Source organism: Streptomyces sp. AC558_RSS880 (genome assembly GCF_019049255.1).
GTDB lineage: Bacteria > Actinomycetota > Actinomycetes > Streptomycetales > Streptomycetaceae > Streptomyces.
On sequence record NZ_JAGMUJ010000036.1, the window covers coordinates 31,958 to 54,429 of the forward strand.

The 22,472-nt window shown below is 73.6% G+C and carries 16 protein-coding genes; 7 read left to right on the top strand and 9 right to left on the bottom strand.

Annotation, left to right across the window (positions count from 1 at the left end; genetic code table 11):
- Positions 1 to 221 precede the first annotated feature (221 nt).
- A complete protein-coding gene (locus KUM38_RS16390) occupies positions 222 to 3,281 on the top strand; it encodes an SCO5717 family growth-regulating ATPase (RefSeq protein ID WP_217130111.1) in 3,060 nt (1,019 codons plus the stop codon).
- A gap of 74 nt (positions 3,282 to 3,355) precedes the next feature.
- On the opposite strand, the gene KUM38_RS16395 is transcribed toward KUM38_RS16390, so the two are convergent.
- Positions 3,356 to 3,802, bottom strand: a complete 447-nt coding sequence (locus KUM38_RS16395; protein WP_217130112.1) for a RidA family protein — start codon at positions 3,800 to 3,802, stop codon at positions 3,356 to 3,358.
- 92 nt (positions 3,803 to 3,894) lie between these two features.
- Between KUM38_RS16395 and KUM38_RS16400 the strand changes: the two genes are divergently transcribed.
- The 6 genes from KUM38_RS16400 (at position 3,895) to KUM38_RS16425 (ending at position 10,505) form a co-directional block, all read left to right on the top strand.
- Complete coding sequence (locus KUM38_RS16400; protein WP_217130113.1) at positions 3,895 to 4,395, top strand: MarR family winged helix-turn-helix transcriptional regulator; 501 nt, start codon at positions 3,895 to 3,897, stop codon at positions 4,393 to 4,395.
- A gap of 246 nt (positions 4,396 to 4,641) precedes the next feature.
- Positions 4,642 to 6,507, top strand: coding sequence for an ABC transporter substrate-binding protein (locus KUM38_RS16405; RefSeq protein WP_217130114.1), 1,866 nt, complete (start codon positions 4,642 to 4,644; stop codon positions 6,505 to 6,507).
- Positions 6,508 to 6,524: 17 nt separating this feature from the next.
- Positions 6,525 to 7,610 (top strand): ABC transporter permease, encoded by a 1,086-nt coding sequence (locus KUM38_RS16410; protein WP_254397278.1) that lies wholly within the window; start codon positions 6,525 to 6,527, stop codon positions 7,608 to 7,610.
- Positions 7,607 to 8,521, top strand: coding sequence for an ABC transporter permease (locus KUM38_RS16415; protein WP_217130115.1), 915 nt, complete (start codon positions 7,607 to 7,609; stop codon positions 8,519 to 8,521). Before KUM38_RS16410 ends, KUM38_RS16415 begins: the two co-directional genes overlap by 4 nt.
- A complete protein-coding gene (locus tag KUM38_RS16420) occupies positions 8,518 to 9,525 on the top strand; it encodes an ABC transporter ATP-binding protein (protein WP_217130116.1) in 1,008 nt (335 codons plus the stop codon). The genes KUM38_RS16415 and KUM38_RS16420 overlap by 4 nt, the downstream gene beginning before the upstream one ends.
- Positions 9,522 to 10,505: an ABC transporter ATP-binding protein gene (locus KUM38_RS16425; RefSeq protein WP_217130117.1), complete on the top strand. Its 984-nt coding sequence runs from the start codon at positions 9,522 to 9,524 to the stop codon at positions 10,503 to 10,505. The genes KUM38_RS16420 and KUM38_RS16425 overlap by 4 nt, the downstream gene beginning before the upstream one ends.
- A 4-nt stretch (positions 10,506 to 10,509) precedes the next feature.
- On the opposite strand, the gene KUM38_RS16430 is transcribed toward KUM38_RS16425, so the two are convergent.
- The 8 genes from KUM38_RS16430 to nusA form a co-directional block, all read right to left on the bottom strand.
- Positions 10,510 to 11,463, bottom strand: coding sequence for a bifunctional riboflavin kinase/FAD synthetase (locus KUM38_RS16430; protein ID WP_217130118.1), 954 nt, complete (start codon positions 11,461 to 11,463; stop codon positions 10,510 to 10,512).
- Between the two features lie 141 nt (positions 11,464 to 11,604).
- Entirely contained in the window at positions 11,605 to 15,708 is a 4,104-nt protein-coding gene (locus tag KUM38_RS41890) for a trypsin-like peptidase domain-containing protein (RefSeq protein ID WP_374227057.1), read from the bottom strand.
- A 248-nt stretch (positions 15,709 to 15,956) separates the two neighbouring features.
- Positions 15,957 to 16,862, bottom strand: a complete 906-nt coding sequence (gene truB, locus KUM38_RS16445; RefSeq protein WP_217130119.1) for a tRNA pseudouridine(55) synthase TruB — start codon at positions 16,860 to 16,862, stop codon at positions 15,957 to 15,959.
- The gene (gene rbfA / locus KUM38_RS16450; RefSeq protein ID WP_217130120.1) at positions 16,859 to 17,308 is read right to left on the bottom strand and encodes a 30S ribosome-binding factor RbfA; all 450 of its coding nucleotides are present in this window, start codon (positions 17,306 to 17,308) and stop codon (positions 16,859 to 16,861) included. The genes truB and rbfA overlap by 4 nt, the downstream gene beginning before the upstream one ends.
- 49 nt (positions 17,309 to 17,357) lie before the next feature.
- Complete coding sequence (locus KUM38_RS16455) at positions 17,358 to 17,651, bottom strand: DUF503 domain-containing protein (RefSeq protein ID WP_019330973.1); 294 nt, start codon at positions 17,649 to 17,651, stop codon at positions 17,358 to 17,360.
- Between the two features lie 193 nt (positions 17,652 to 17,844).
- Positions 17,845 to 20,916, bottom strand: a complete 3,072-nt coding sequence (gene infB / locus KUM38_RS43295; RefSeq protein WP_217130121.1) for a translation initiation factor IF-2 — start codon at positions 20,914 to 20,916, stop codon at positions 17,845 to 17,847.
- Positions 20,917 to 21,101: 185 nt separating this feature from the next.
- Complete coding sequence (locus tag KUM38_RS16465) at positions 21,102 to 21,383, bottom strand: YlxR family protein (protein WP_217130122.1); 282 nt, start codon at positions 21,381 to 21,383, stop codon at positions 21,102 to 21,104.
- Between the two features lie 102 nt (positions 21,384 to 21,485).
- Positions 21,486 to 22,472, bottom strand: a complete 987-nt coding sequence (gene nusA / locus KUM38_RS16470; protein WP_217130123.1) for a transcription termination factor NusA — start codon at positions 22,470 to 22,472, stop codon at positions 21,486 to 21,488.

Below are 22,472 nucleotides of genomic sequence, written 5' to 3' on the forward strand. Positions count from 1 at the left end.
GACGCCCACCGCAGGTGCTGCGCGGTGGGCGGGGCTGACGGGGCGGGGCTACTGGTGATTAGGGTGGTACCCGGCGCGACGCCAGAACCCGGAGGCCGGGCATCGGCGTCCCACAGGGAGGGCCGGTTCGGACGACTTCGTTTCCTTTTCGGACACGTCGGACGACGAGAAATGGTCGCCCCAGCACGGCACAAGGGTGCTCGACCACACCAGGAGGAACTGTGAGCAGCGATCGGGACGGGACGCTCGGGGGCTGGGCGACACCCGGCGATGACCAGCCCGACGCGGAGTCCGCCATCGAGACGACGGGCGAGTTCACCATCGACTACGCGCCGCCGGCCTGGTACACGCAGAACGCTTCGGGGAGTTCGGAGCCGGGGGCGTCGTCCGCTTCATCCGGTTCGTCGCCCTCCTCGCCTGCTTCGGATCCTTCGGCTTCTCCGGCTTTCTCGGCTCCTTCGGCTCCTTCCTCCGGTGGACCCGTTCCGCCGCTGCCGGGGTCGACTCCGCCGCCGCACGCGCCCGCGCCGGGGGCGCCCTTCACTCCGCCGGCGCCCGCGCCCTCATCGGGCGCCCCGTTCACGCCTCCGGCGCCCGCGCCCGCCGCGCCGTTCACGCCGCCCGCGCCGCCCTCCGGGGAGCCGGTGGCCGTGCCGAGGCTTCCGGTGGGGAGTGGGTTCGAGCCACAGCGGCCGGAAGCGGAGAAGGAGCCCGCGGAGTCGGGGGCGGCTTTCCCTCCGGCCGTGCCGGACAGCCCGGTCGGTGGTTTCCAGGCCGACAACGGTGATCTGGAGAGCGGTGCGACGATCCGCTTCTCCGCCGCCGCGCTGAAGCGGGAGATCGCGGAGCGCGAGGCGGGCGCGGAAGCAGAGTCCGGGGCCGAGGCCGAGTCCGGGGCCGAGGCCGAGGTGCGGCTGGAGCCGTCCGACGGTGAGGGCGGAACCCACGACGACGCCGAGAGCGCTGCGGGGACCCCCGACGGCCCGTCGGACGCCGACGGCTCCGAGGAAGCTTCCGGTACGGCCGACGAGCCCGGCGCCGGCGCGGTCTCCGGCCCCGAGGACATCACGGCCGACGAGGCGGAAACCGAGGATGCCGGGTCCTCGGTGACCGACGTGGAGGGCGACGCCGCTCCGGCGGAGCCGAAGACCGGCCCCGAGGACACCGGACCGGCGGACGATCCGGCGCCGGCCGGCGCGGCTCCCGAGGGCGACACGTCCCGGGACGCCGCCCCGGCCGCGCCCGACGCCCCGCCCGCCTGGACTCTCCCGGCACCGCAGGGCGTGCCCCCGGTGCCGTCGGCGCACCCCGCCGCCCCGGCGCACCCCGCCGCCCCGGCGCCGCCCGACCAGTGGCCCGCGCAGCCACCGCAGGCACCCGTCCAGCCGGCGGACGCGGGCGCACAGCCTCTGCCCGCGGCGGCGCAGGACCAGCCGGCCGCCCCCGCTCAGCAGCCGCCGTTCCAGCCCCAGGCACCGCAGCCCGCCCCCGCCGCCTGGAACCCGCCGACCGCCCCACAGGCCGGTTACGGCTTCCCCCAGCCCCCCGCACAGCAGCCCGGGGCCCCAGCGCCCAGCGCTCCCGCCGGCTACGGCTTCCCCCAGCCGGGTGCCGCCCCGACTCCTCCGGCCCAGCCCGCCGGTTACGGCTTCCCGCCCGCCGGTGCCCCCGGCACGGCGAACCCGCAGCCCGAGGCCGCCCCCGCACCCGGCCCGGCGTCGGCCCCCCAGCAGCCCGGTGCGGCAGTCCCGCAGCAGCCCTCCGCGCAGCCCCAGCCCGGCACCCCGCCCGTGCCCGGCCCGCAGGCCGGCTACGGCTTCCCCCAGCCGGGTGCCGCCCCGGCTCCCCCGGCCCAGCCCGGCGCTTACGGCTTCCCTCAGCAGCCGCAGCAGCCCGGCATCCCCCCGCAGCCGCAGCAGGGGCAGCAGCCCGGTGTGCCGCAGCAGCAGCCCGTCGATCCGCGTACCGGGGCCGCCTGGCCGCAGCCCATACAGCACGACCAGCGGCAGCCGACCAACCCCGGTGCGGCGCCCCTCGGTTACACCGCCGCCGTGGAGCTGTCCTCGGACCGGCTGCTCAACAGCCGGAAGCAGAAGGCGAAGAGCAGCCGCCCCGCGGCCGGCGGTTCGCGTTTCAAGCTGGGCGGGAAGAAGGAGGAGGCCGAGCGGCAGCGGAAGCTGGAGCTGATCCGTACGCCGGTGCTGTCCTGCTACCGCATCGCCGTCATCAGCCTCAAGGGCGGCGTCGGCAAGACGACCACGACCACCGCCCTCGGCGCCACCCTCGCCACCGAGCGGCAGGACAAGATCCTCGCGATCGACGCCAACCCGGACGCCGGTACGCTCGGCCGCCGGGTGCGGCGCGAGACCGGGGCCACCATCCGCGACCTCGTCCAGGCGATCCCGTACCTCAACTCGTACATGGACATCCGGCGGTTCACCTCCCAGGCGCCGTCCGGTCTGGAGATCATCGCCAACGACGTGGACCCGGCCGTGTCCACGACCTTCAACGACGAGGACTACCGGCGCGCGATCGACGTGCTCGGCAAGCAGTACCCGGTCATCCTCACCGACTCCGGTACAGGTCTGCTCTACAGCGCCATGCGCGGCGTGCTGGACCTCGCCGACCAGCTGATCATCATCTCCACGCCGTCCGTGGACGGTGCGAGCAGCGCCAGTACGACGCTGGACTGGCTGTCCGCGCACGGGTACGCGGACCTCGTCTCGCGGTCCCTCACCGTGATCTCCGGGGTGCGCGAGACCGGCAAGATGATCAAGGTCGACGACATCGTGGCGCACTTCCAGACCCGATGCCGGGGCGTGATCGTCGTACCGTTCGACGAGCACCTGGCCGCGGGTGCGGAGGTCGACCTCGACATGATGCGGCCGAAGGTGCGGGAGGCGTACTTCAACCTCGCGGCGATGGTCGCCGAGGACTTCGTACGGCATCAGCAGTCGCACGGTCTGTGGACCTCCGACGGCAACCCGCCGCCGGTCGCCGCCCCGCCGCTGCCGGGCCAGGGCGCCCCCGGTCAGCCCTTCCCCGGTCACCCCGCCCCGGGGCAACCCGTCCCCGGTCAGCCCTTCCCGGGTCAGCCCATGCCCGGTCAGCCCATGCCCGGTCAGCCCATGCCCGGTCAGGCCGTCCCCGGTCAGCCGGGCCCGTACCCCCAGCAGGCGCCGCCCGGACAGCCCCCGGCCCAGCCCGGCCACCCGTATCCGCAGGTCCCGGGCCAGCCCTATCCGGCCCCGCCCGGACAGCAGCCGCCCCCGCAGCGGTAAGGGGCGCTCCGACGTGGCAGGGGCGGATCTCCCGGGTGACGGGAGGCCCGCCCCTGCCGCTGTTCGCGGCGGGGTCAGCCCTCGTGGCCGACGACGGCCGTGACGCGGATCTCGACGCGCATGCCCGGTGCGCCGAGCGCCGCCACCCCGATCTGCGTCCAGATGGGCGCGCGCTCACCCATGCGCCGGCGGAACTGGTCGACCATGACCCGGTTGTGGTCCTCGCCGATGGAGTCCGTGGCGCCGGGGATGTGGAACGAGTCCACGGCGATGACGTCGCGCCAGGTGGCGCCCGCCTCGGCAAGGGTCCTTTCTACGTTGTCGAAGGCCTGGACGATCTCGTCCTCGAGGGCCTCCGGGAAGTTCGTGTCGTCGTCCCATCCCCCCTGGCCCGAGATCTCGACACGGTCGCCGACGCGCACCGCCTGGCTGTAGTGCAGCAGGTCCAGGTGTTTCGGGCCGTAGCCGGGGGTGACGAAGAACTCCGGGGCACGGGAGACGTCCGTGGTGGTGCCAGACATCGGGAAATCCTCTCGATTGACTTCACGTATGAAGTGAACGTACCACGGTTGACTTCATGCATGAAGTCATGGCCGATTGGTAACCTGTCCGGATGAGCAGTGCCCCAGTCCCCGACACCAGCGGTGCCGCACCCGACGAACCCCAGTGGCTCACCGCGGACGAGAAGGAGGCCTGGACCGGCCTGATCTCACTCGTCCTGCTGCTGCCGGGGCGGCTGGAGTCGCCGTTGCAGCGCGAGGCCGGCCTCACGCTCTTCGAGTACCTGACCCTCAGCCACATCTCCGAGACCCCGGAGCGCCGGCTGCGCATGAGCGAGCTGGCGTATCTCACGAACGGCTCGCTCTCCCGTCTGTCCAACGTCGTCAAGCGGTTCGAGGCGCGGGGGTGGGTCGAGCGTTACCCCGACCCCGACGACGGCCGCTTCACCATCGCCGCCCTGACCGACGCGGGCTACGAGGTCGTCGTCGCGGCCGCGCCGACCCATGTGGACGCGGTGCGCCGGCTGGTACTCGACCCGCTGACCGCCTCGGACCAGCGCGCCCTGGCCCGCATCGCCGCCAAGCTGCGGACACGGCCGGTCGACCTGGCCTAGGGGGCCGCCCGGGCGGACCGGCGGTCCCTCCGGCCTCGGTCCGAGGAGTCCGCCGTCAGGCGTTGGCCAGGAACGCGTCAGTGGTCTCGACCAATGGGCGGCATCATGTGCGTCAACTCCTTGTTTTCGCAGGCCACATGGGGTGCACGCGCCGTTGACGCTCGCAGCTGTCGCTGATAGACACACTCATCACTCATCTGATCAGCCCGTCCTTCCCGTGCGAGCGATGACGTGAGGTCAGCGACCATGGACACGAACGATCAGTACGGCGGTCACCACCGCACCCGGGGACGCACCCGGCTCGTCATGGCGGCCGGCGCCGCCGCGCTCACCCTCGGCGCCGGGCTCGCCACCCCGCTCGGCCCGGCGCCGCAGCAGGCCCGGGCGGCCGACGACGGCACCAAGGTGCTGACCGTCGCGGTGGCGCAGAGCGTCGACTCGCTCAGCCCGTTCCTGGCGGTACGGCTGCTCAGTACGAGCATCCACCGGCTCACCTACGAGTACCTGACGAACTACGACGCCGAGGACAACCACGTCGTCCCCGGTCTGGCCACCGCGTGGGAGTCGTCGCCGGACAAGCTGACCTGGACGTACACCATCCGCTCCGACTCCACGTGGTCGGACGGGAAGCAGGCCACGGCCGAGGACGCGGCCTGGACGTTCAACACGATGATGTCCGACCCCGGCGCCGCCACCGCGAACGGCAGCTTCGTCGCCAACTTCGAGAAGGTGACCGCGCCGAGCCCCACCAAGCTGGTCATCGAGCTGAAGAAGCCGCAGGCCACGATGACGGCGCTGGACGTGCCGATCGTGCCCCGGCATGTGTGGGAGAAGGTCGACGACTACGCGAAGTTCAACAACGACAAGGACTTCCCCGTCGTCGGCAACGGGCCGTTCGTCCTCACCGACTACAAGGCGGACAGCCATGTGCGGCTGAAGGCGAACAAGGACTTCTGGCGCGGGGCGCCCAAGTTCGACGAGCTGGTCTTCCGCTACTACAAGGACCAGGACGCCGCGGTGTCGGCGCTGCGCAAGGGCGAGGTGTCGTTCGTCGCCGGGTCGCCCTCCCTGACGCCCGCGCAGGCGGACTCGCTGAAGGGCGAGAAGAACATCCGCGTCAACGACGCCCCGGGCCGCCGCTTCTACGCCCTCGCCACCAACCCGGGCGCCAAGGCGAAGAACGGCGAGAAGATGGGTGACGGGCACCCCTCGCTGCTCGACCGGCGGGTGCGCAACGCGCTGTTCATGGCGGTGGACCGGAAGACCATCATCGAGAAGGTCTTCCAGGGGCACGCCGTGGAGGGAGCGGGCTACATCCCGCCGCGCTTCTCCCAGTACTTCTGGGAACCGTCGGCCGAACAGGAGCTGGCGTACGACCCTGCCAGGGCGGCCCGGCTGCTCGACGAGGCCGGCTACACGAAGAACGGCGACGGCAAACGCGTCGGCAAGGACGGCAGGCCGATCGACTACCGCGTGCTGTGCCACGCCACCGACCCGAACGACAAGGCGATCGGCCAGTACCTCGAGGAGTGGTGGGGCGACCTCGGTATCGGGGTCACGCTCAACTGCCTGGACAACGTGACCGATCCCTGGCTCGCCGGCGAGTACGACCTCGCCTTCGACGGCTGGTCGGTCAACCCGGACCCCGACTTCGTACTGTCCATCCACACCTGCGCGGCGCTCCCGGCGACCCCGGAGGAGACCGGCGCGACCGACAACTTCATCTGCGACGAGACGTACGACGAGCTCTACGCCCGGCAGCTCGCCGAGTACGACGCCGGCAAGCGGGCGGACATCGTCAAGCAGATGGAGTCGCGGCTGTACGACCTCGGGTACATGAACGTCATGGCGTATCCGAACGCGGTCGAGGCGTACCGCACGGACCACATCGAGTCGATCACCACCATGCCGGCGGAGGCGGGCAACATCTACGGCCAGGACGGCTACTGGAGCTGGTGGTCGGCGGTGCCGGCGGCGGACTCCGGGGACACGGGCGGTGGTTCGTCGTCGACGGGCGTGGTCGCCGGGATCGTCGCGGGTGTCGTCGTCCTCGCGGGGCTGGGGGCGTTCGTCGCGCTGCGGCGACGGGCCACGGCCGAGGACCGCGAGTAGGCGGCGGACGGGAACCCATGACCTCCGACGCGACATCCGCATCGGTCGGCGGGAGCACGGGGGCCGCCGCCGGTCCGGTGCAGGACGGACCGGCGGCCGGCCGCGGGCCCCGCGGCGGCCGTGCCACCACCGCCTATCCGCGGTACGTGGCGGGCAAGGTGGCCGGCGCGGCCGTGTCCCTCCTCGCCGTCCTCATCACCGGTTTCTTCCTGTTCCGGCTGATCCCCGGCGACCCGGTGAAGTTCATGACCGGGGGACGGCAGGTCTCGGCCGAGCAACTGGCGGTGTACCGGGAGCAGTTCGGGCTGGACCTGCCGCTGTGGCAGCAGTTCACCGACTACTGCGGCAAGGCGCTCACCGGCGATCTGGGCACGTCGTACCAGTTCAACGCGCCCGTGGTCGACAAGATCTCGGAGGCGTTGCCGAACACGCTGCTGCTCACCGGCACCGCCTTCGTGCTGTACACGGTGCTCGGCATCGTCCTCGGCACCCGGTCGGCGTGGCGGCACGGGCGGTTCGGGGACCGGTTCCACACCGGGCTGGCGCTGACGCTGTACTCCCTGCCGTCCTTCTGGCTGGGGCTGCTGCTCATCGTCACGCTGTCGGTGGGGATCGGTCCGCTGCCGGGGCTGTTCCCGACCGGTGGCATGGAGTCGGGCGGTGAGGCGGGCTTCGCGTACGTCGTGGACGTGGCGCATCACCTCGTGCTGCCGGTGGTGACGCTGGTGGCCGTGGAGTACGGGCAGACGCTGCTGGTGACGCGGTCGGCGCTGCTGGACGAGATGGGCAGCGACTATCTGACCACCGCGCGGGCCAAGGGGCTGCGCGACGACCTCGTACGGCGTCGGCACGCCGTGCCCAACGCGCTGCTGCCGACCGTGACGCTGATCTTCATCAACCTCGGGCGGACGGTGGCCGGAGTGATCCTGGTGGAGACGGTCTTCTCCTGGCCGGGGCTGGGCGGGCTGTTCTACCAGGCGCTGAGCGTGCCCGATCTGCCGCTGGTGCAGGGGCTGTTCCTCGTGTTCGCCGCCGCGGTGATCCTGATGAACACGCTCGCCGATCTGATCTATCCGCTGTTCGATCCCCGGGTGGGCCGATGACGACCGAGAAGATGCCGGCCGCGCGCCCTCGCGCCCTGGCGTGGCAGCGGCGCCGGGCCTCGGCCGCGCGGTTCTGGCGGCAGTACCGTACGCACCGGGCCGGTGTCCTCGGTCTGGCGACGCTCGCGCTGTTCGTGCTGCTCGCCGTGGCCGCTCCGCTGCTCGTCGGCTCCGACGTGGCCGACGTGACCGACGCGCCGGGCAGCCCGCTGGAGCGCCCGAGTGGTGAACTGCCCTTCGGCGCGGACCGGTTCGGGCGGAACCTGCTCGGCCTGGTGATCTGGGGGTCGCGGGTGTCGCTGCTGGTGGGGCTGCTCGCGGCCGTGCTGTCGGTGGCGATCGGCATGGTGATCGGGGTGACGGCGGGGCACTTCCGGGGCTGGTACGCGACGGTGATGATGCGGATCACCGACTGGTTCCTGGTGATGCCGACGCTGGTGCTGGCGATCGCGCTGGCCACGGTGATGTCCCGCTCACTGCTGACGATCGTCGTGGCGATCGGGGTGACGACCTGGCCGACGACGGCACGGCTGGTGCGGGCGCAGACGCTGGCGGTGGAGACCCGGCCGTACATCGAGCGGGCGCGGGCGCTCGGCGGCGGGCACTGGCACGTCATGTCCCGGCACGTGCTGCCCAATGTGATGCCGCTGGTGCTGGCGCAGACGACGCTGATCATCTCCTCGGCGATCCTGGCGGAGGCGACGCTGGCGTTCCTGGGGCTCGGCGATCCGACGGTGGTGTCGTGGGGCGGGCTGCTGCAGGACGCCCGGGAGGCGGGTGCGGTCAGTGCCGGGCACTGGTGGTACCTGGTGCCGCCGGGCATCGCCATCGCCGTGGTGGCGCTGGCGTTCACGCTGTGCGGACGGGCCGTGGAGTCCGTCCTCAACCCCAGGCTGGGGGTGGCCCGTTGACTCTGCTCGACGTCAGGGGACTGACGGTCACGTACGCGGGCGGGGCGGCCGCCGTGCGCGGGGTGGACCTGCGGCTGGAGGCGGGCCGCAAGCTGGGGATCGCCGGGGAGTCGGGCTGCGGCAAGTCCACCCTGGCGCTGGCGCTGCTGCGGCTGCTGCCGGCGGGGACCCGGGTGGGCGGCGAGGTCCTGCTGGACGGCGAGGACGTGCTGGCCATGAAGTGGGGCCGGGTACGGGCGGTCCGCTGGGCCGGGGCGTCCATCGTGTTCCAGGGGGCGATGCACTCCCTCAACCCCGTGCGGCGCGTCGGCGACCAGATCGCCGAGCCGGTCCTGCTGCACCGGAAGGCCACGGTGGCGGGGGCGCGGAAGAAGACCGGGGAGCTGCTGGAGCAGGTCGGTCTTCCGGCCGCCCGTGCGACGGCCTACCCGCACGAACTGTCCGGCGGTCAGCGGCAGCGCGTCATGATCGCCATGGCGCTGGCCTGCGATCCGCGGCTGATCATCGCCGACGAGCCGACGACCGCGCTGGACGTGATGATCCAGGCGCAGATCCTGCGGCTGATCGAGCGGCTGGTCGCGGACCAGGACGTCGGGCTGATCATGATCAGCCACGATCTGGCGGTCCTCGCCGGAACGTGCGACCGGCTCGCGGTGATGTACGCGGGCCGGGTGGTCGAGGAGGGCCCGGCGGGACAGGTGTACGAGGCCGCCCGTCATCCGTACGCCCGGGCGCTGTCGGCCGCGTTCCCGCGCATCGGCGACCCGGCGTCGCGCTTCGCGCCGCGCGGTCTGCCGGGCGATCCGCCGGACCCGGCGGCGCTGCCGTCGGGCTGCGCGTTCCGTCCGCGGTGCCCGGTGGCCCTGGACTCCTGCGCCACGGAGGACCCACCGCTCCGGGAGGCGGGAACGGACCGGTGGGCGGCGTGCGTGCGGGTCGCTCCGGAAGGTACGGCGCCCGGTGGACCGGACTCCCCGCAGGAAGCGAGGCCCCGTACCCCATGACCACTTCCCCCCTCCTCGGTGCCGAGGGCGTGCACGTCACCTTTCCGGGCCGGCACGGCGCCCCGGACGCTCGGGCCGTGGACGGTGTCCACCTGGACATCCGTCCCGGTGAGATCGTCGCCCTGGTCGGCGAGTCGGGCTGCGGCAAGACGACGCTGGCCCGCGCCCTGCTGGGCCTGGTCGAGCCGACCGCGGGCCGGATCACCTTCGACGGGCGGCCGCTGGAGTACTCCGGCCGCTCCCTGAAGGCGTACCGCAAGCGCGTGCAGCTGGTGCTGCAGGACCCGAGCGGCTCGCTCAATCCGCGGCACACGGTGTACGACGCGGTGGCCGAGGGGCTGCGCATCCACGGCCACGGCGGTGACGAGCGGGCTGCGGTCGCCGGCGCCCTGTCCCGGGCCGGGCTGCGCCCGCCGGAACGCTTCTTCCTGCGCTATCCGCACGAGCTGTCCGGCGGTCAGCGGCAGCGCGTGGTGATCGCGGGCGCGCTGGTGCTGGAACCCGAACTCCTCGTCGCCGACGAGCCGGTGGCCTCCCTCGACGCGTCCGTACGCGGGGAGATCCTCGCCCTGCTGCTGCGGCTGCGCGCCGAGCTGGGCCTGTCCGCGCTGGTGGTCACGCACGATCTGGGGCTGGCCTGGAACATCGCCGACCGGGTCGCGGTGATGTACCTGGGCCGGATCGTGGAGACCGGGCCGGTGGAGCGGGTCCTGACGGCCCCCCGGCATCCGTACACCCGGGCCCTGCTGTCGGTCCTCCCCGAGGCGCCGGGCGAGCCGGTGATCCTCACGGGCGAGCCCCCGGACCCGTCCCGCGTCCCGTCCGGGTGCCGGTTCCACGCCCGCTGCCAGGTCCTGGCGGGCGGTGAGGCGGACCGGGCGGGGGTGGCGGAGGCGTGCCGGGGCCGGGACCCGGGGATCCTCGGCGGGGGCGGCGCGGCCCAGGTGGCGTGCCACTGGGCGCACGCCGGGAGGAGCTGACCGGCTACGGCTTCCCGGCCGCGGCCACGAGGTCCTTGCAGCGCTCGACGTCCTCGGCCATCTGCTCCAGCAGCGCCTCCAGCGTGTCGAACTTCGCCTGGCCGCGCACGAAGGCCAGGAAGTCGACGGCGACGTGGAGCCCGTACAGGTCGAGGTCGACGCGGTCGATGGCGTACGCCTCGACCGTGCGCTCGGTGCCGTCGAACTGGGGGTTGGTGCCGACGGAGATCGCGGCCGGCATGGCCTCGCCCTGGGCGTGCAGCCAGCCGGCGTAGACGCCGTCGGCGGGGATCGCGGTGTGCGGGAGGGTCTCGACGTTGGCCGTGGGGAAGCCCAGGTCGCGGCCGCGCTGGGCGCCCCGGACGACGACGCCCTCCACCCGGTGCGGGCGGCCGAGGATCTCGGCGGCGCCCCCGACCTCGCCCTCGGCGACCAGGCGGCGGGTGAGCGTGGAGGAGAACGGCTCGCCGCCACCCGCCTCACCGGACACGTACAGGTCGACGACCTCGACGTCGAAGTCGTAGACCCGGCCCTGCTCGGCGAGGAACTCCACGGTGCCCGCGGCCCTGTGGCCGAAGCGGAAGTTGGGGCCCTCGACGACCGCCTTGGCGTGCAGCTTGTCGACCAGCACCTTGACGACGAAGTCGGCGGCGGACAGCTTCGAGAACTCGGTGGTGAAGGGCAGGATGAGGACCGCGTCGACACCGAGGTCGGCCATGAGTTCGGCGCGCCGGTGGTGCGGGGCGAGCAGCGGGGGGTGGCTGCCGGGGCGGACGACCTCGCTGGGGTGCGGGTCGAAGGTGACGACGACGGCGGGGACGCCGAGGTCCCGGGCGCGGTCCACGGCATGCCGGATGATCAGCTGGTGCCCGCGGTGGACTCCGTCGTAGGAGCCGATGGTGACGACGCTGCGCCCCCAGTCCTGGGGGATGTCCTCCAAGCCACGCCAGCGCTGCACTGTGCCTGCTCCTTGTCGAAACCTCGTCGGACGAACCCGAGTCCGCGGACTTCTCCGCGCAGCTCTAAGGGTGCCATGCCGTATGCCGGGGGCCCGCACCGGCATGGGGGCTGTGTGACGGGGCGCACGTGCCGGCCGGGGTCAGGCGGGGACGCCCGCGCCGGCCGGGTTCTCGATCGTCCGGCGGGTGGCGGGCCCGACGAGCACGGCCCACTCGCCCGGGGCGTCCGTCAGCCAGCCGGCCAGGGCGGCGGCGAAGCCCGGCACATGACGGCCCAGGTCGGCCAGGCAGCGGTCGAAGCGGGCGGCGCCCTCCGTGGTGCGGACGAGGAGCAGCCCGGTGCGGTGGACGAGGACGCGCGGCTCGGGGCCGGTGTTCCGGGCCGCGGCGCGCAGCACCGCCTCCAGGACGGCGGGGTCGGACTCGCGGGCGAGCAGGGTGTCCAGCAGTTCGCGGCGCAGCGGGCGGGAGGCCGGTGTCCCGGGGCCGGCGAGGACGCCGGCGAGGGCCACCCGGAGTGGTTGCGGGCCGCCGTCGAGCAGGTCGGTGAGCAGGGTCCTCAGTACGGCACGGGCGGCCGGGCCCTCCTCCAGCCGCCCGTCGGCGTACGCGGCCACGTGTCCCGTCAGCTCCGGTCGCCGCCGCACCGTCTCCCGGACGAGTGCGGCGACCGGGCGGGCCAGGGCGGGTGGGGCGGCGTCGGCGAGGACACGGAACGTCTCGCCCGCGCCGGCTCCGCCGAGCCTGGTCCGGAAGGCGTCGAGGACGGGCTCCGGGTGGGTGTCGAGGGCGGGGACGAGCGCGCTCGGCGGGAGGTGGGGGTCGCCGGCCGCGAAGCGCTCCAGGGCCCGCGGGAGGTGGCGCTCCCTGCTGTTCGGGTCGCGCACGAGGAGGGCGAGGGCGCCGCCGTGCAGCTCGCGGTCGGCGGTGCGGACGAGGACGGCGAGCGCCGCGTACCGCAGCAGGGTGCGGTCGGTGTCGTCGCGCGCGTACGGCGCGACGAGCAGGCCGTAGGCGATGGCCGTGGCCCGGCGTGCGGGTCGTTCGTCCTTCGCCCACCGGTCGACGGCCCTGCACATAGCGGCGGGCTCCTCCGCCGCCAGCACGGTGAGCAGCTGGTCGGCCCGCCGGTGCGCGCTGTCGGCGAGCGCCTCCGTCAACGCGTCCGGGGCCGCGCGCCGGTGGGTGTGCAGGAGCGCCTGCGCGGCGGTCGCCACGGTGGCGTGCGGGGTGGCGGGCAGCGGCCGCTCGTCCTCGAACCAGCGGATGAGGTACGGCAGTACGGCGACGGGGTCGGCGGCGAGCAGCCGGGCGGCGGCGTCGAGGAAGCGGGGCCCGTTCCCGCGCGGAGGGCCGTCGGCGTGGACGAGCCGGCGCAGCAGTGCGCACCGCGTTTCCAACGGCAGCCGGAGAGCGGTCCAGAAGGCGGGCCCCAGCTCCGGCGGCGCGCTCCGCCGCTGCTCCCGCCAGGCCACGAGACGGTCGGCCAGCAGCCGCAGCACGTCCGTGTACGGCGTCGCGTCGGCCACGCGCGTGAGGGTTCCGCCGAGCAGGCGGGCGGCCCACCAGGAACCCGGAGCGGCGTCGAGGGCGTGCACCAGATCCATGAGCCGCGAGGAGAGCCGCCGGCTCCCGTGCCGCCGCGCGAGGAACAGCAGGGCCTCGACGACGACACCGACGCGGTGGTGCGGGACGGGGGCGGCGTCCGGGAGGACGGCTTCGGTGTCGGGGGCGGCCCGACGGCCGGCCGGTGGGAGACGGAGACCGGCTGCGGACCGTGACCGTGCGCCGGAGTCGACGGCGGGCAGTGGCGGGCGTCCGACGGCCCCGCCGCCGTCGGCCGCGGGCCCCGGGCCGGCCGCCGCACCCGTCCCACCGCCATCGGCGGCGGTTCCCGGGTGGGCGCCTTCCGCCGCACCGCCGCGACGGAAGGACCGCGCCGGGAGAAGGCCGTCGTCGGCGGGCCGGTAGTCGGTGTCGGCGACGGGCCGGTAGTCGGTGTCGGCGACGGCCCAGGGGTCGGGACCGACAACGGTCCAGGGGTCGAAGGCGACAGCGGGCAGAGCACGACGATCGGCCGCCGGACCGGTCCGGCGGCCGGACCGCGGGAGAGGAACCTCGGCGGCGTCCCGGTCGCCGGAGGCGGCCCGGGCGGCCGGCACGGTGCGGCACCCGTCGGCCGCGCCGGTCCTGCGGCCGGCCGGCGGAAGAGAGCCCTCAGTGGCATCCCGGTCGCCGGAAGCGGCGGCGGGCCCGGTCCGGTGGCCGGGCGGCGTGGAGCCGTCCTCGGCGACAGCGGGCCGCGGGGTGCGGCCGTCGTGGGTGGCCGGGGTGGTGGGGGCGGTGTGGACCAGGGCGCGCAGGGCGTCGTCCACGTCGAGGTGGGTGCCGTGGAGCCAGTCGGCCAGCTCCTCGTCCGCGAACCGGTAGCCGGTCGTCCCGGCCGGGACGAGGAGCCCCTCGGCGAGCACGGCCGAGGCCCAGCCGGTGCCGCCGCCGAGCCGGCCGGGGGCGGGTCCCCGGGGGAACACCGCGTCGAACGTCTCCCGGTCCAGCCCGCCCGTGCCGAGGCTGCGCCGGGCGGCCTCGTGCACCTGCCCGGCGACCTTGGCGGCGAGTCGGCGTACGGCGGTGCCGCGGATGCCGTTCCCGTCGGCGAGGCGGACGGCGATCCGCAGGCACACCAGGTCCAGGTGGGCCGAGAAGACGTCGTCGCGGTCGACGGGGGTGTCGGGGGTGTCGGGGGTGGCACCAGCGAGGGCGGACCGGATGTCCGCGAGCATCCGCAGGGTCAGGGGGTGGCGGGCGTCGGTGTCGGCGACCGCGCCCTCGGGGATGCCGTGGCGGGCACGCGCCTCGTGGGCCTCCTCGGTGGTGAGGTCGCCGAGGGCCACGCAGGCGGGGAGCCCGTCGGGGCGGGGTGCGCCGGCGTGCAGCAGCTCTTCCGGGAACCCCGCCTCCTCCCAGTGCTCCGCGCGGCACGCCACCACCAGCCGGGCTCCCGTCGTCCGCAGCCACCGCGCGGTCCCGGCGGTCCACTCGGCCGGCCTGTCGAGCAGGACCTCCTCGGGGCCGTCGAGGAGCAGCAGCAGGGGCCGGCCGGCCGTGCGGGCGAACCCGGCCAGGTGCTCCGGGCTCACGTCGCCGAGGGCGTCCGGGCCGGCCGGGAACGGGGTGCGGGAGGCGGCGACGACAGCGGCGGCCCGGTCCAGTGCCCGGCGGGCGGCGTCCGCGACCGAGCCGTCGCCCTCCTCCAGGTCGGCACCGCGCAGCCGGAGCGTGGGCCGGCCCGCGCGGTGACGGCGGGCGGCGAGCGCCGCGAGTTGCGTCGTACGACCGCTGCCGGGCGGCCCGACCAGGCCCAGGACGGCGGCCTCGCCCCGCTCGAACGCGGCGAACTCCGCGAGTACGGCGGGCCGGACGACGGGCTCCACGGCACCGGGCGCCCCGTCCCCGCCGGCCGAGGAGGACCCCGCGCGCGCGGCGGACCGGACGACGGACCCCACGGCACCGGGCGCCCCGTCCCCTCCGACCGAGCAGGCCGTGAGCTGCACCAGCCCGGCGAGGTTGAGGTCGGCTCCGTGGGCCGGGACCGTCGCCTCGTTCTCGGCGAGCAGCTCGGCGAGCGGCCCTCCGGTGGCGGCAGGGGGAGGCAGCGGTACGGCGAAGCCCCCGTCGCGGTCGCCCGAGCGGAGCGCGGTGCCGAGGACGCCGAGCACGGCATTGGTGGTGGCGTCGAGCACCGGGCCGCCGGTGGCGCCGCCGCCGAGCCGCAGCGCGTCCCGGCCCGCGGTGCCGACCGCCAGCTCCAGGGCGTCGCCGAGGGGGTACGCGCGGTCGGTGGCGGTGTAGGTCACGGCGCTCGTGCCCAGCACGCGCGCCTCGCGCCAGCCTCCGGCGGCGATCCGCACATAGGTGCCGGGCCGGACGGTGCGCCGCGCGGTGACCGGCAGCGGGGCGACGCCGAGCCCTTCGCTGCGGACCAGGGCCAGGCCGAGCGCGGGCAGCGGGGTCACCGCGTCCGCGGTCACCACGCACCGGCGGTCGCCCGCCGCGTGCAGCACGATCCGGGGCAGGCCGTCGACCGCCTCGTGGCTGGTGAGCACCGTGCCGTGGTGATCGGCCACGAAGCCGGTTCCGCGCGGCCGGCCGGCGAGGTCGTGCAGGCGGACCAGGACATCGGACGGGCCCGGGGTCCCGTCCGGCATGTCCCGTTCGTCACGGGGTTCGTAGGGGGACGGCATCGTCGAAGCCTCCCGTCGCGCATCCGTGCCCTTGGCTGCGACAGTAGGGCCGGGATGATCACCGGGACAGATCGCCCGGTGAACGCGCCCCCTTCCGCTCCCCCGCTTCACTCCGAGCGCCCGCACTTACGGGTGAACAGGCGTGGGTGGATGGATACACCCTAGGGGTGGGGGAACCGAGGGGGGCCGTGGAGCGGCGTCACGTCCGTCCCCGTGACGCCGCTCCACGGGCGGATCCGCGGAAGCGGTCAGCCGAAGACGGCCAGGCTCCTGGCCTTGCCCCGCTGCTCCTCGACGAGCGCCAGGAACCGGTCCCCGGGGCCGAACACGGCCACGGCTCCGGAGCCGGCGTACTCCTCGGGCATCTCCAGGCGCACCCCGTTGGTGAGCAGCCTGGCCCGCCGGTCGTCGACGTCCCAGCGCGGGAACGCGGCCGTGGCGGCCTCGGCGATCGGCATCACCGTCAGCTCCTGCTGGAGCTGGTCCAGCGTCCTCGCGGAGTCCAGCTTGTACGGGCCGACGCGGGTGCGGCGCAGCGCGGTGAGGTGCCCGCCGACGCCCAGTCCTGCGCCCAGGTCGCGGGCGAGGGCGCGGATGTAGGTGCCGGAGGAGCAGACGACCGACACCACCAGGTCCAGCACCGGGGTGCCGTCCTCGGCGACCGCCTCCCGCACGTCGTACACGGAGAACGAGGAGACGGTGACCGGCCGGGCGGGGATGTCGAACTCCTCGCCCTCCCGGGCCCGCTTGTAGGAGCGCACCCCGTTGATCTTGATGGCGCTGACCCTGGACGGCACCTGCATGATGTCGCCGGTCAGCTCGGCGACGCCGGCGTCGACGGCCTCGCGGGTGACCGCGGAGGCGTCGGTGGAGGAGGTGATCTCCCCCTCGGCGTCGTCGGTGAGCGTGTTCTGCCCGAGCCGGATGGTGCCCAGGTACTCCTTCTCGGTCAGCGCGAGGTGGCCGAGGAGCTTGGTCGCCCTCTCGACGCCGAGGACGAGGACGCCCGTCGCCATCGGGTCGAGGGTGCCGGCGTGGCCGACGCGCCGGGTGCGCGCGATGCCGCGCATCTTGGCGACCACGTCGTGCGAAGTGAAGCCCGACGGCTTGTCGACGATGACAAGGCCGTCGGGCGTGGTGTGCTTCTGGGTCATTCGGCGGTGTCGTCCGTCTCGTCGTCGCCCGGCTTGCGGTACGGGTCGGCCTCGCCGGCGTACGCGGCGCCCGCGGACGCCTCGCGCACCTTGGCGTCGGACTGGCGCGCCTTGTCGAGGAGGTCCTCGATGGTGCGGGCCGTGTCCGGGAGCGCGTCCATGACGAAGGCCAGGGTCGGCGTGAACTTCACGCCCGCCGCCCGGCCCACCTCGGAGCGCAGGACGCCCTTGGCGCTCTCCAGGCCCGCCGCGGCGGCCTTGCGCTCCTCCTCGTCCCCGTACACCGTGTAGAAGACGGTCGCCTCCCTGAGGTCACCCGTGACCCGGGTGTCCGTGATGGTGACGTGCGAGCCGAGCCGCGGGTCCTTGATCCCGCGCTGCAGCTTCTGGGCCACCACCTCTCGGATGAGGTCCGCCAGCCTTTTCGCCCGCGCGTTGTCGGCCACTGGTCCGTCTCCCGTTCTTTCCTGTCTGCGTGTCTCTGGGCTGTGGTCGTCAGTCGTCTTCGCCGTGGAAGCGCCGCCTGACGGACAGCAGCTCCACCTCGGGGCGCCCGGCGACCAGCCGCTCGCACCGGTCCAGTACGTCGCTCAGGTGCCCCGCGTCGCCGGACACCATGGCCAGGCCGATGACCGCCCTGCGATGGAGGTTCATGTGGTCCACCTCGGCCGCGCTCACCGCGTACTTGCGCTGGAGCTCGGCGACGATCGGGCGGACGACGGAGCGCTTCTCCTTCAGCGAATGTACGTCGCCGAGGAGGAGGTCGAAGGACAGCGTCCCCACATACATGTGCAACCGGTTCACCCGCCGGTACGGGATCGATGGCCCCGCCATCCGTGGTGGGCAGGGACATCAGAACCGTACATCGAAGGGGGCGCGGCGATCGACGGATATTGTGCTCCGCCGACCGCCCCGCCGCGCACACGCGCGCCGGCCGGCGGGACCCGGGTGGGTCCCGCCGGCCGGTACGCACCGGGGGGTGTTACGCCCGCGGCTTCTCGCGCATCTCGTACGTCGCGATGACGTCGTCGACCTTGATGTCGTTGAAGTTTCCGAGGTTGATACCGCCCTCGAAGCCTTCGCGGATCTCGGTGACGTCGTCCTTGAAGCGACGCAGACCCTCGATGTTGAGGTTCTCCGCGATGACCTTGCCATCGCGCAGCAGGCGCGCCTTGGTGTTGCGCCTGACCTCGCCGGAGCGGATGAGCACACCCGCGATGTTGCCCAGCTTGGACGAGCGGAAGACCTCGCGGATCTCCGCCGTGCCGAGCTCGACCTCTTCGTACTCCGGCTTGAGCATGCCCTTGAGGGCCGCCTCGATCTCCTCGATCGCCTGGTAGATGACCGAGTAGTAGCGGACGTCCACGCCCTCGCGCTCGGCCATCTGCTGTGCCCGCCCGGCGGCGCGCACGTTGAAGCCGATCACGATGGCGTCGGAGCCCATCGCCAGGTCGATGTCGGACTCCGTGACCGCACCGACGCCGCGGTGCAGGACGCGGATGTCGACCTCTTCGCCGACGTCCAGCTGGAGCAGGGAGGACTCCAGGGCCTCGACGGAACCGGAAGCGTCACCCTTGATGATCAGGTTCAGCTGCTGGACCTCGCCGGCCTTGAGCACCTTGTCCAGGTCCTCCAGCGACACGCGGCGCGTGCGCTTGGCGAACGCGGCGTTGCGCTCACGGGCGGCGCGCTTCTCGGCGATCTGACGGGCCGTACGGTCCTCGTCGACGACGATGAAGTTGTCGCCCGCACCCGGGACGTTGGTCAGGCCCAGGACCTGGACCGGCGTCGACGGGCCCGCCTCGGCGACGTTGTTGCCGTTGTCGTCGAGCATGGCGCGCACGCGGCCGTAGGCGTCGCCCACCACCATCGTGTCGCCGACCCGCAGGGTGCCTCGCTGGACGAGGACGGTCGCCACGGCACCGCGGCCGCGGTCGAGCCGGGACTCGATCGAGATGCCCTGCGCGTCCTGCGTGGGGTTGGCCCGCAGGTCGAGCGAGGCGTCCGCGGTGAGGATGACGGCCTCGAGGAGGCTGTCGATGTGCAGACCCTGCTTGGCGGAGATGTCGACGAACATGGTGTCGCCGCCGTACTCCTCGGCCACCAGGCCGTACTCGGTCAGCTGACCGCGCACCTTGGTCGGGTCGGCGCCCTCGACGTCGATCTTGTTGACCGCGACGACGATCGGGACGTCGGCCGCCTTGGCGTGGTTGAGCGCCTCGACCGTCTGCGGCATGACGCCGTCGTTGGCCGCGACGACCAGGATCGCGATGTCGGTCGACTTCGCACCGCGGGCACGCATGGCGGTGAACGCCTCGTGACCCGGGGTGTCGATGAAGGTGATCTTGCGATCCTCTTCGTTGACCTCGGTCGTGACCTGGTAGGCACCGATGTGCTGGGTGATGCCGCCGGCCTCGCCCGCGATGACGTTCGTCTTGCGGATGGCGTCGAGGAGGCGGGTCTTTCCGTGGTCGACGTGACCCATGACGGTGACGACCGGCGGGCGGACCACCAGGTCCTCCTCGTCGCCCTCGTCCTCGCCGAACTCCAGGTCGAAGGACTCGAGCAGCTCGCGGTCCTCCTCCTCCGGGCTGACGATCTGAACGGTGTAGTTCATCTCGTCCGCGAGGAGCTGGAGCGTCTCGTCGGAGACGGACTGGGTCGCGGTGACCATCTCGCCGAGGTTCATCATGACCGCGACGAGCGACGCCGGGTTGGCGTTGATCTTCTCCGCGAAGTCGGTGAGCGAGGCACCGCGCGACAGGCGAATGGTCTCGCCGCCGCCGCGAGGCAGCATCACGCCGCCGACCGACGGGGCCTGCATGGCCTCGTACTCCTGGCGCCTCTGCCGCTTCGACTTGCGGCCACGACGCGCGGGACCGCCGGGACGACCGAAGGCGCCCTGCGTGCCACCACGACCACCGGGACCGCCGGGACGGCCACCGAAGCCGGGACGGCCACCGCCGCCGCCGAAGCCGCCGCCACCGCCGCCGGGACGGCCGGCGAAGCCGCCGCCGGTACCGGGACGACCGGCACCGCCGCCGCCACCCGGACGGCCGGCGAAGCCGCCGCCACCGGGACGACCGCCGCCACCGCCGCCGGGACGACCCGCACCGCCCGGACCGCGGCCGCCGGGGCCGGGACGCGGGCCGGCAGCGGGACGCTGCGGCATCATGCCGGGGTTCGGACGCGGACCGCCGGGGCCGCCACCGGGACGGGGACCGCCCTGCGGACGCGGCATCGAGCCCGGGGTCGGGCGCTGCCCGCCCGGAGCCTGCGGACGCGGACCGCCGCCCTGGCCACCGGGGGCCTGCGGACGGGGACCGGCACCGCCGGGACCACCGGGACCACCCGGGCCGGGACGCGCGCCCTGCGGGCGCGGAGCCTGCGGACGGGCCATGCCGGTGGAGCCACCGGAGGTGAAGGGGTTGTTACCGGGACGCGGACCGGCCGGGCGACCACCCGGACGCGGTGCGCCGCCACCGGGACGCTGACCCTGACCGGCCGGACGGCCCTGGCCGCCCTGACCCTGACCACCCTGACCGCCCTGACCGGCGGGACGACCGCCGGGCTTGGGGGCACCGGGACGCGCGCCGCCGGGCTTCGGGCCGGACGGAGCCGGGGCCGCCGCCGCGGGCGGGGCCTGGAACTCCGGGGCCGCCGGAGCCGGACGCGGCGCGGGGCGCGGGCCCGGCGTCGGACGCGGACCGGGGGTCACCGGCGCGGGCGCGGACGGGGCCGCCGGAGCCGCCGGCGGCTGGGCCGCGGCGGGCTTGGGCGCGGCCGGCGGCTTCGGGGCAGCCGGACGGGCCGCCTGCGCCGGGGACGGCGCGGCGGGCCTGGGGGCCGCCTTGCGGGGCGCACCGGGCTTCGCGGCGGACTTGCCGTTGCCCCCGCCCTGCTGGAAGGCGTCGGTCAGCTTGCGTACTACGGGCGCTTCGATGGTCGAAGACGCCGAACGGACGAATTCACCGAGTTCCTGGAGCTTGGCCATGACGACCTTGCTCTCCACACCGAACTCCTTGGCGAGTTCGTAGACCCGGACCTTAGCCACTTCGCTCCTTTGAGGTCCGGGTTGCGTCCGGACCGTCGCTAGTTCATGGGCGTACTCATCGCGTACTCATCGAGTGCTCATCGCAATCTCGACCTGCTTTCGACTCGCGAGGTACCAGACCGCACGGGGGCTTCCGCGCGGCATGTTCTTACGTGTTGCCTGTCCAGTCGGCGGTCAGCCGCTGCTCAGCAACTTTGTGCCTGCTCGACGTAGAGGCGCAACGCCTTTACGTCGAGCGGTCCCGGGACGCGGAGCGCCCGCGGGAACGCCCTGCGGCGCACCGCCTGGTCGAGACAGACCGGGACGGGATGCACATACGCACCCCGGCCGGGCAGCGTACCGCGAGGATCGGGGACGCACGCGTCCTCGATCACCACGATGCGCAGCAACTCGCTCTTGACCGCTCGCTCCCGGCACCCCACGCAGGTGCGCTCGGGGCATACGCCAGCACGTGTCCGGCCAGACACTCCTCAGTCTACCTCCCCGGGCCGACCTCACCCCTTTGGGGCAAGAATCGAACACTTGCCGCGCGCAAAGCTGTCGTGATCTCAGCGACCTGCGGCCTGGATCTATTCCCCGGCCTGTTCCGTGTCCGGCCGGATGTCGATCCGCCAGCCGGTCAGCCGGGCGGCGAGACGGGCGTTCTGCCCCTCCTTGCCGATCGCCAGGGACAGCTGGTAGTCCGGCACGGTCACGCGGGCCGAGCGGGCCGCCATGTCGACGATGTCCACCTTGGAGACCCGGGCCGGCGACAGCGCGTTCGCCACCATCTCGGCCGGGTCGTCGGACCAGTCGACGATGTCGATCTTCTCGCCGTTCAGCTCGCCCATGACGTTGCGCACCCGGCCGCCCATGGGGCCGATGCAGGCGCCCTTGGCGTTCAGGCCCGAGCGGGTGGAGCGTACGGCGATCTTGGTGCGGTGGCCGGCCTCGCGGGCGATCGCGGAGATCTCGACGGACCCGTCGGCGATCTCCGGCACCTCCAGGGCGAAGAGCTTCTTCACCAGGTTGGGGTGCGTGCGCGACAGGGTGACGGACGGGCCGCGCACCCCCTTGGCCACCCGGACGACGTAGCTGCGCAGCCGCAGGCCGTGCGGATAGGTCTCGCCGGGCACCTGCTCCTGCACCGGCAGGATGGCCTCCAGCTTGCCGATGTCGACCAGCACGTTCTTCGGGTCGCGGCCCTGCTGGACCACGCCGGTGACGATGTCGCCCTCGCGGCCGGCGTACTCGCCGAGCGTCGCGTCGTCCTCGGCGTCGCGCAGGCGCTGCAGGATGACCTGCTTGGCCGTGGTGGCGGCGATACGGCCGAAGCCGGACGGGGTGTCGTCGAACGCGCGGGCCTCCTGGCCCTCCTCGAGGTCCTCGGGGTCCTCCTTCGCCCACACGGTCACATGTCCGGTCTCCCGGTTGAGCTCCACGCGCGCGTGCCGGCGGCTTCCCTCGGTGCGGTGATAGGCGATGAGGAGGGCCGATTCGATCGCTTCGACCAGCAGGTCGAGGGAGATCTCCTTCTCCCTCACCAAGAGCCGAAGTGCACTCATGTCGATGTCCAC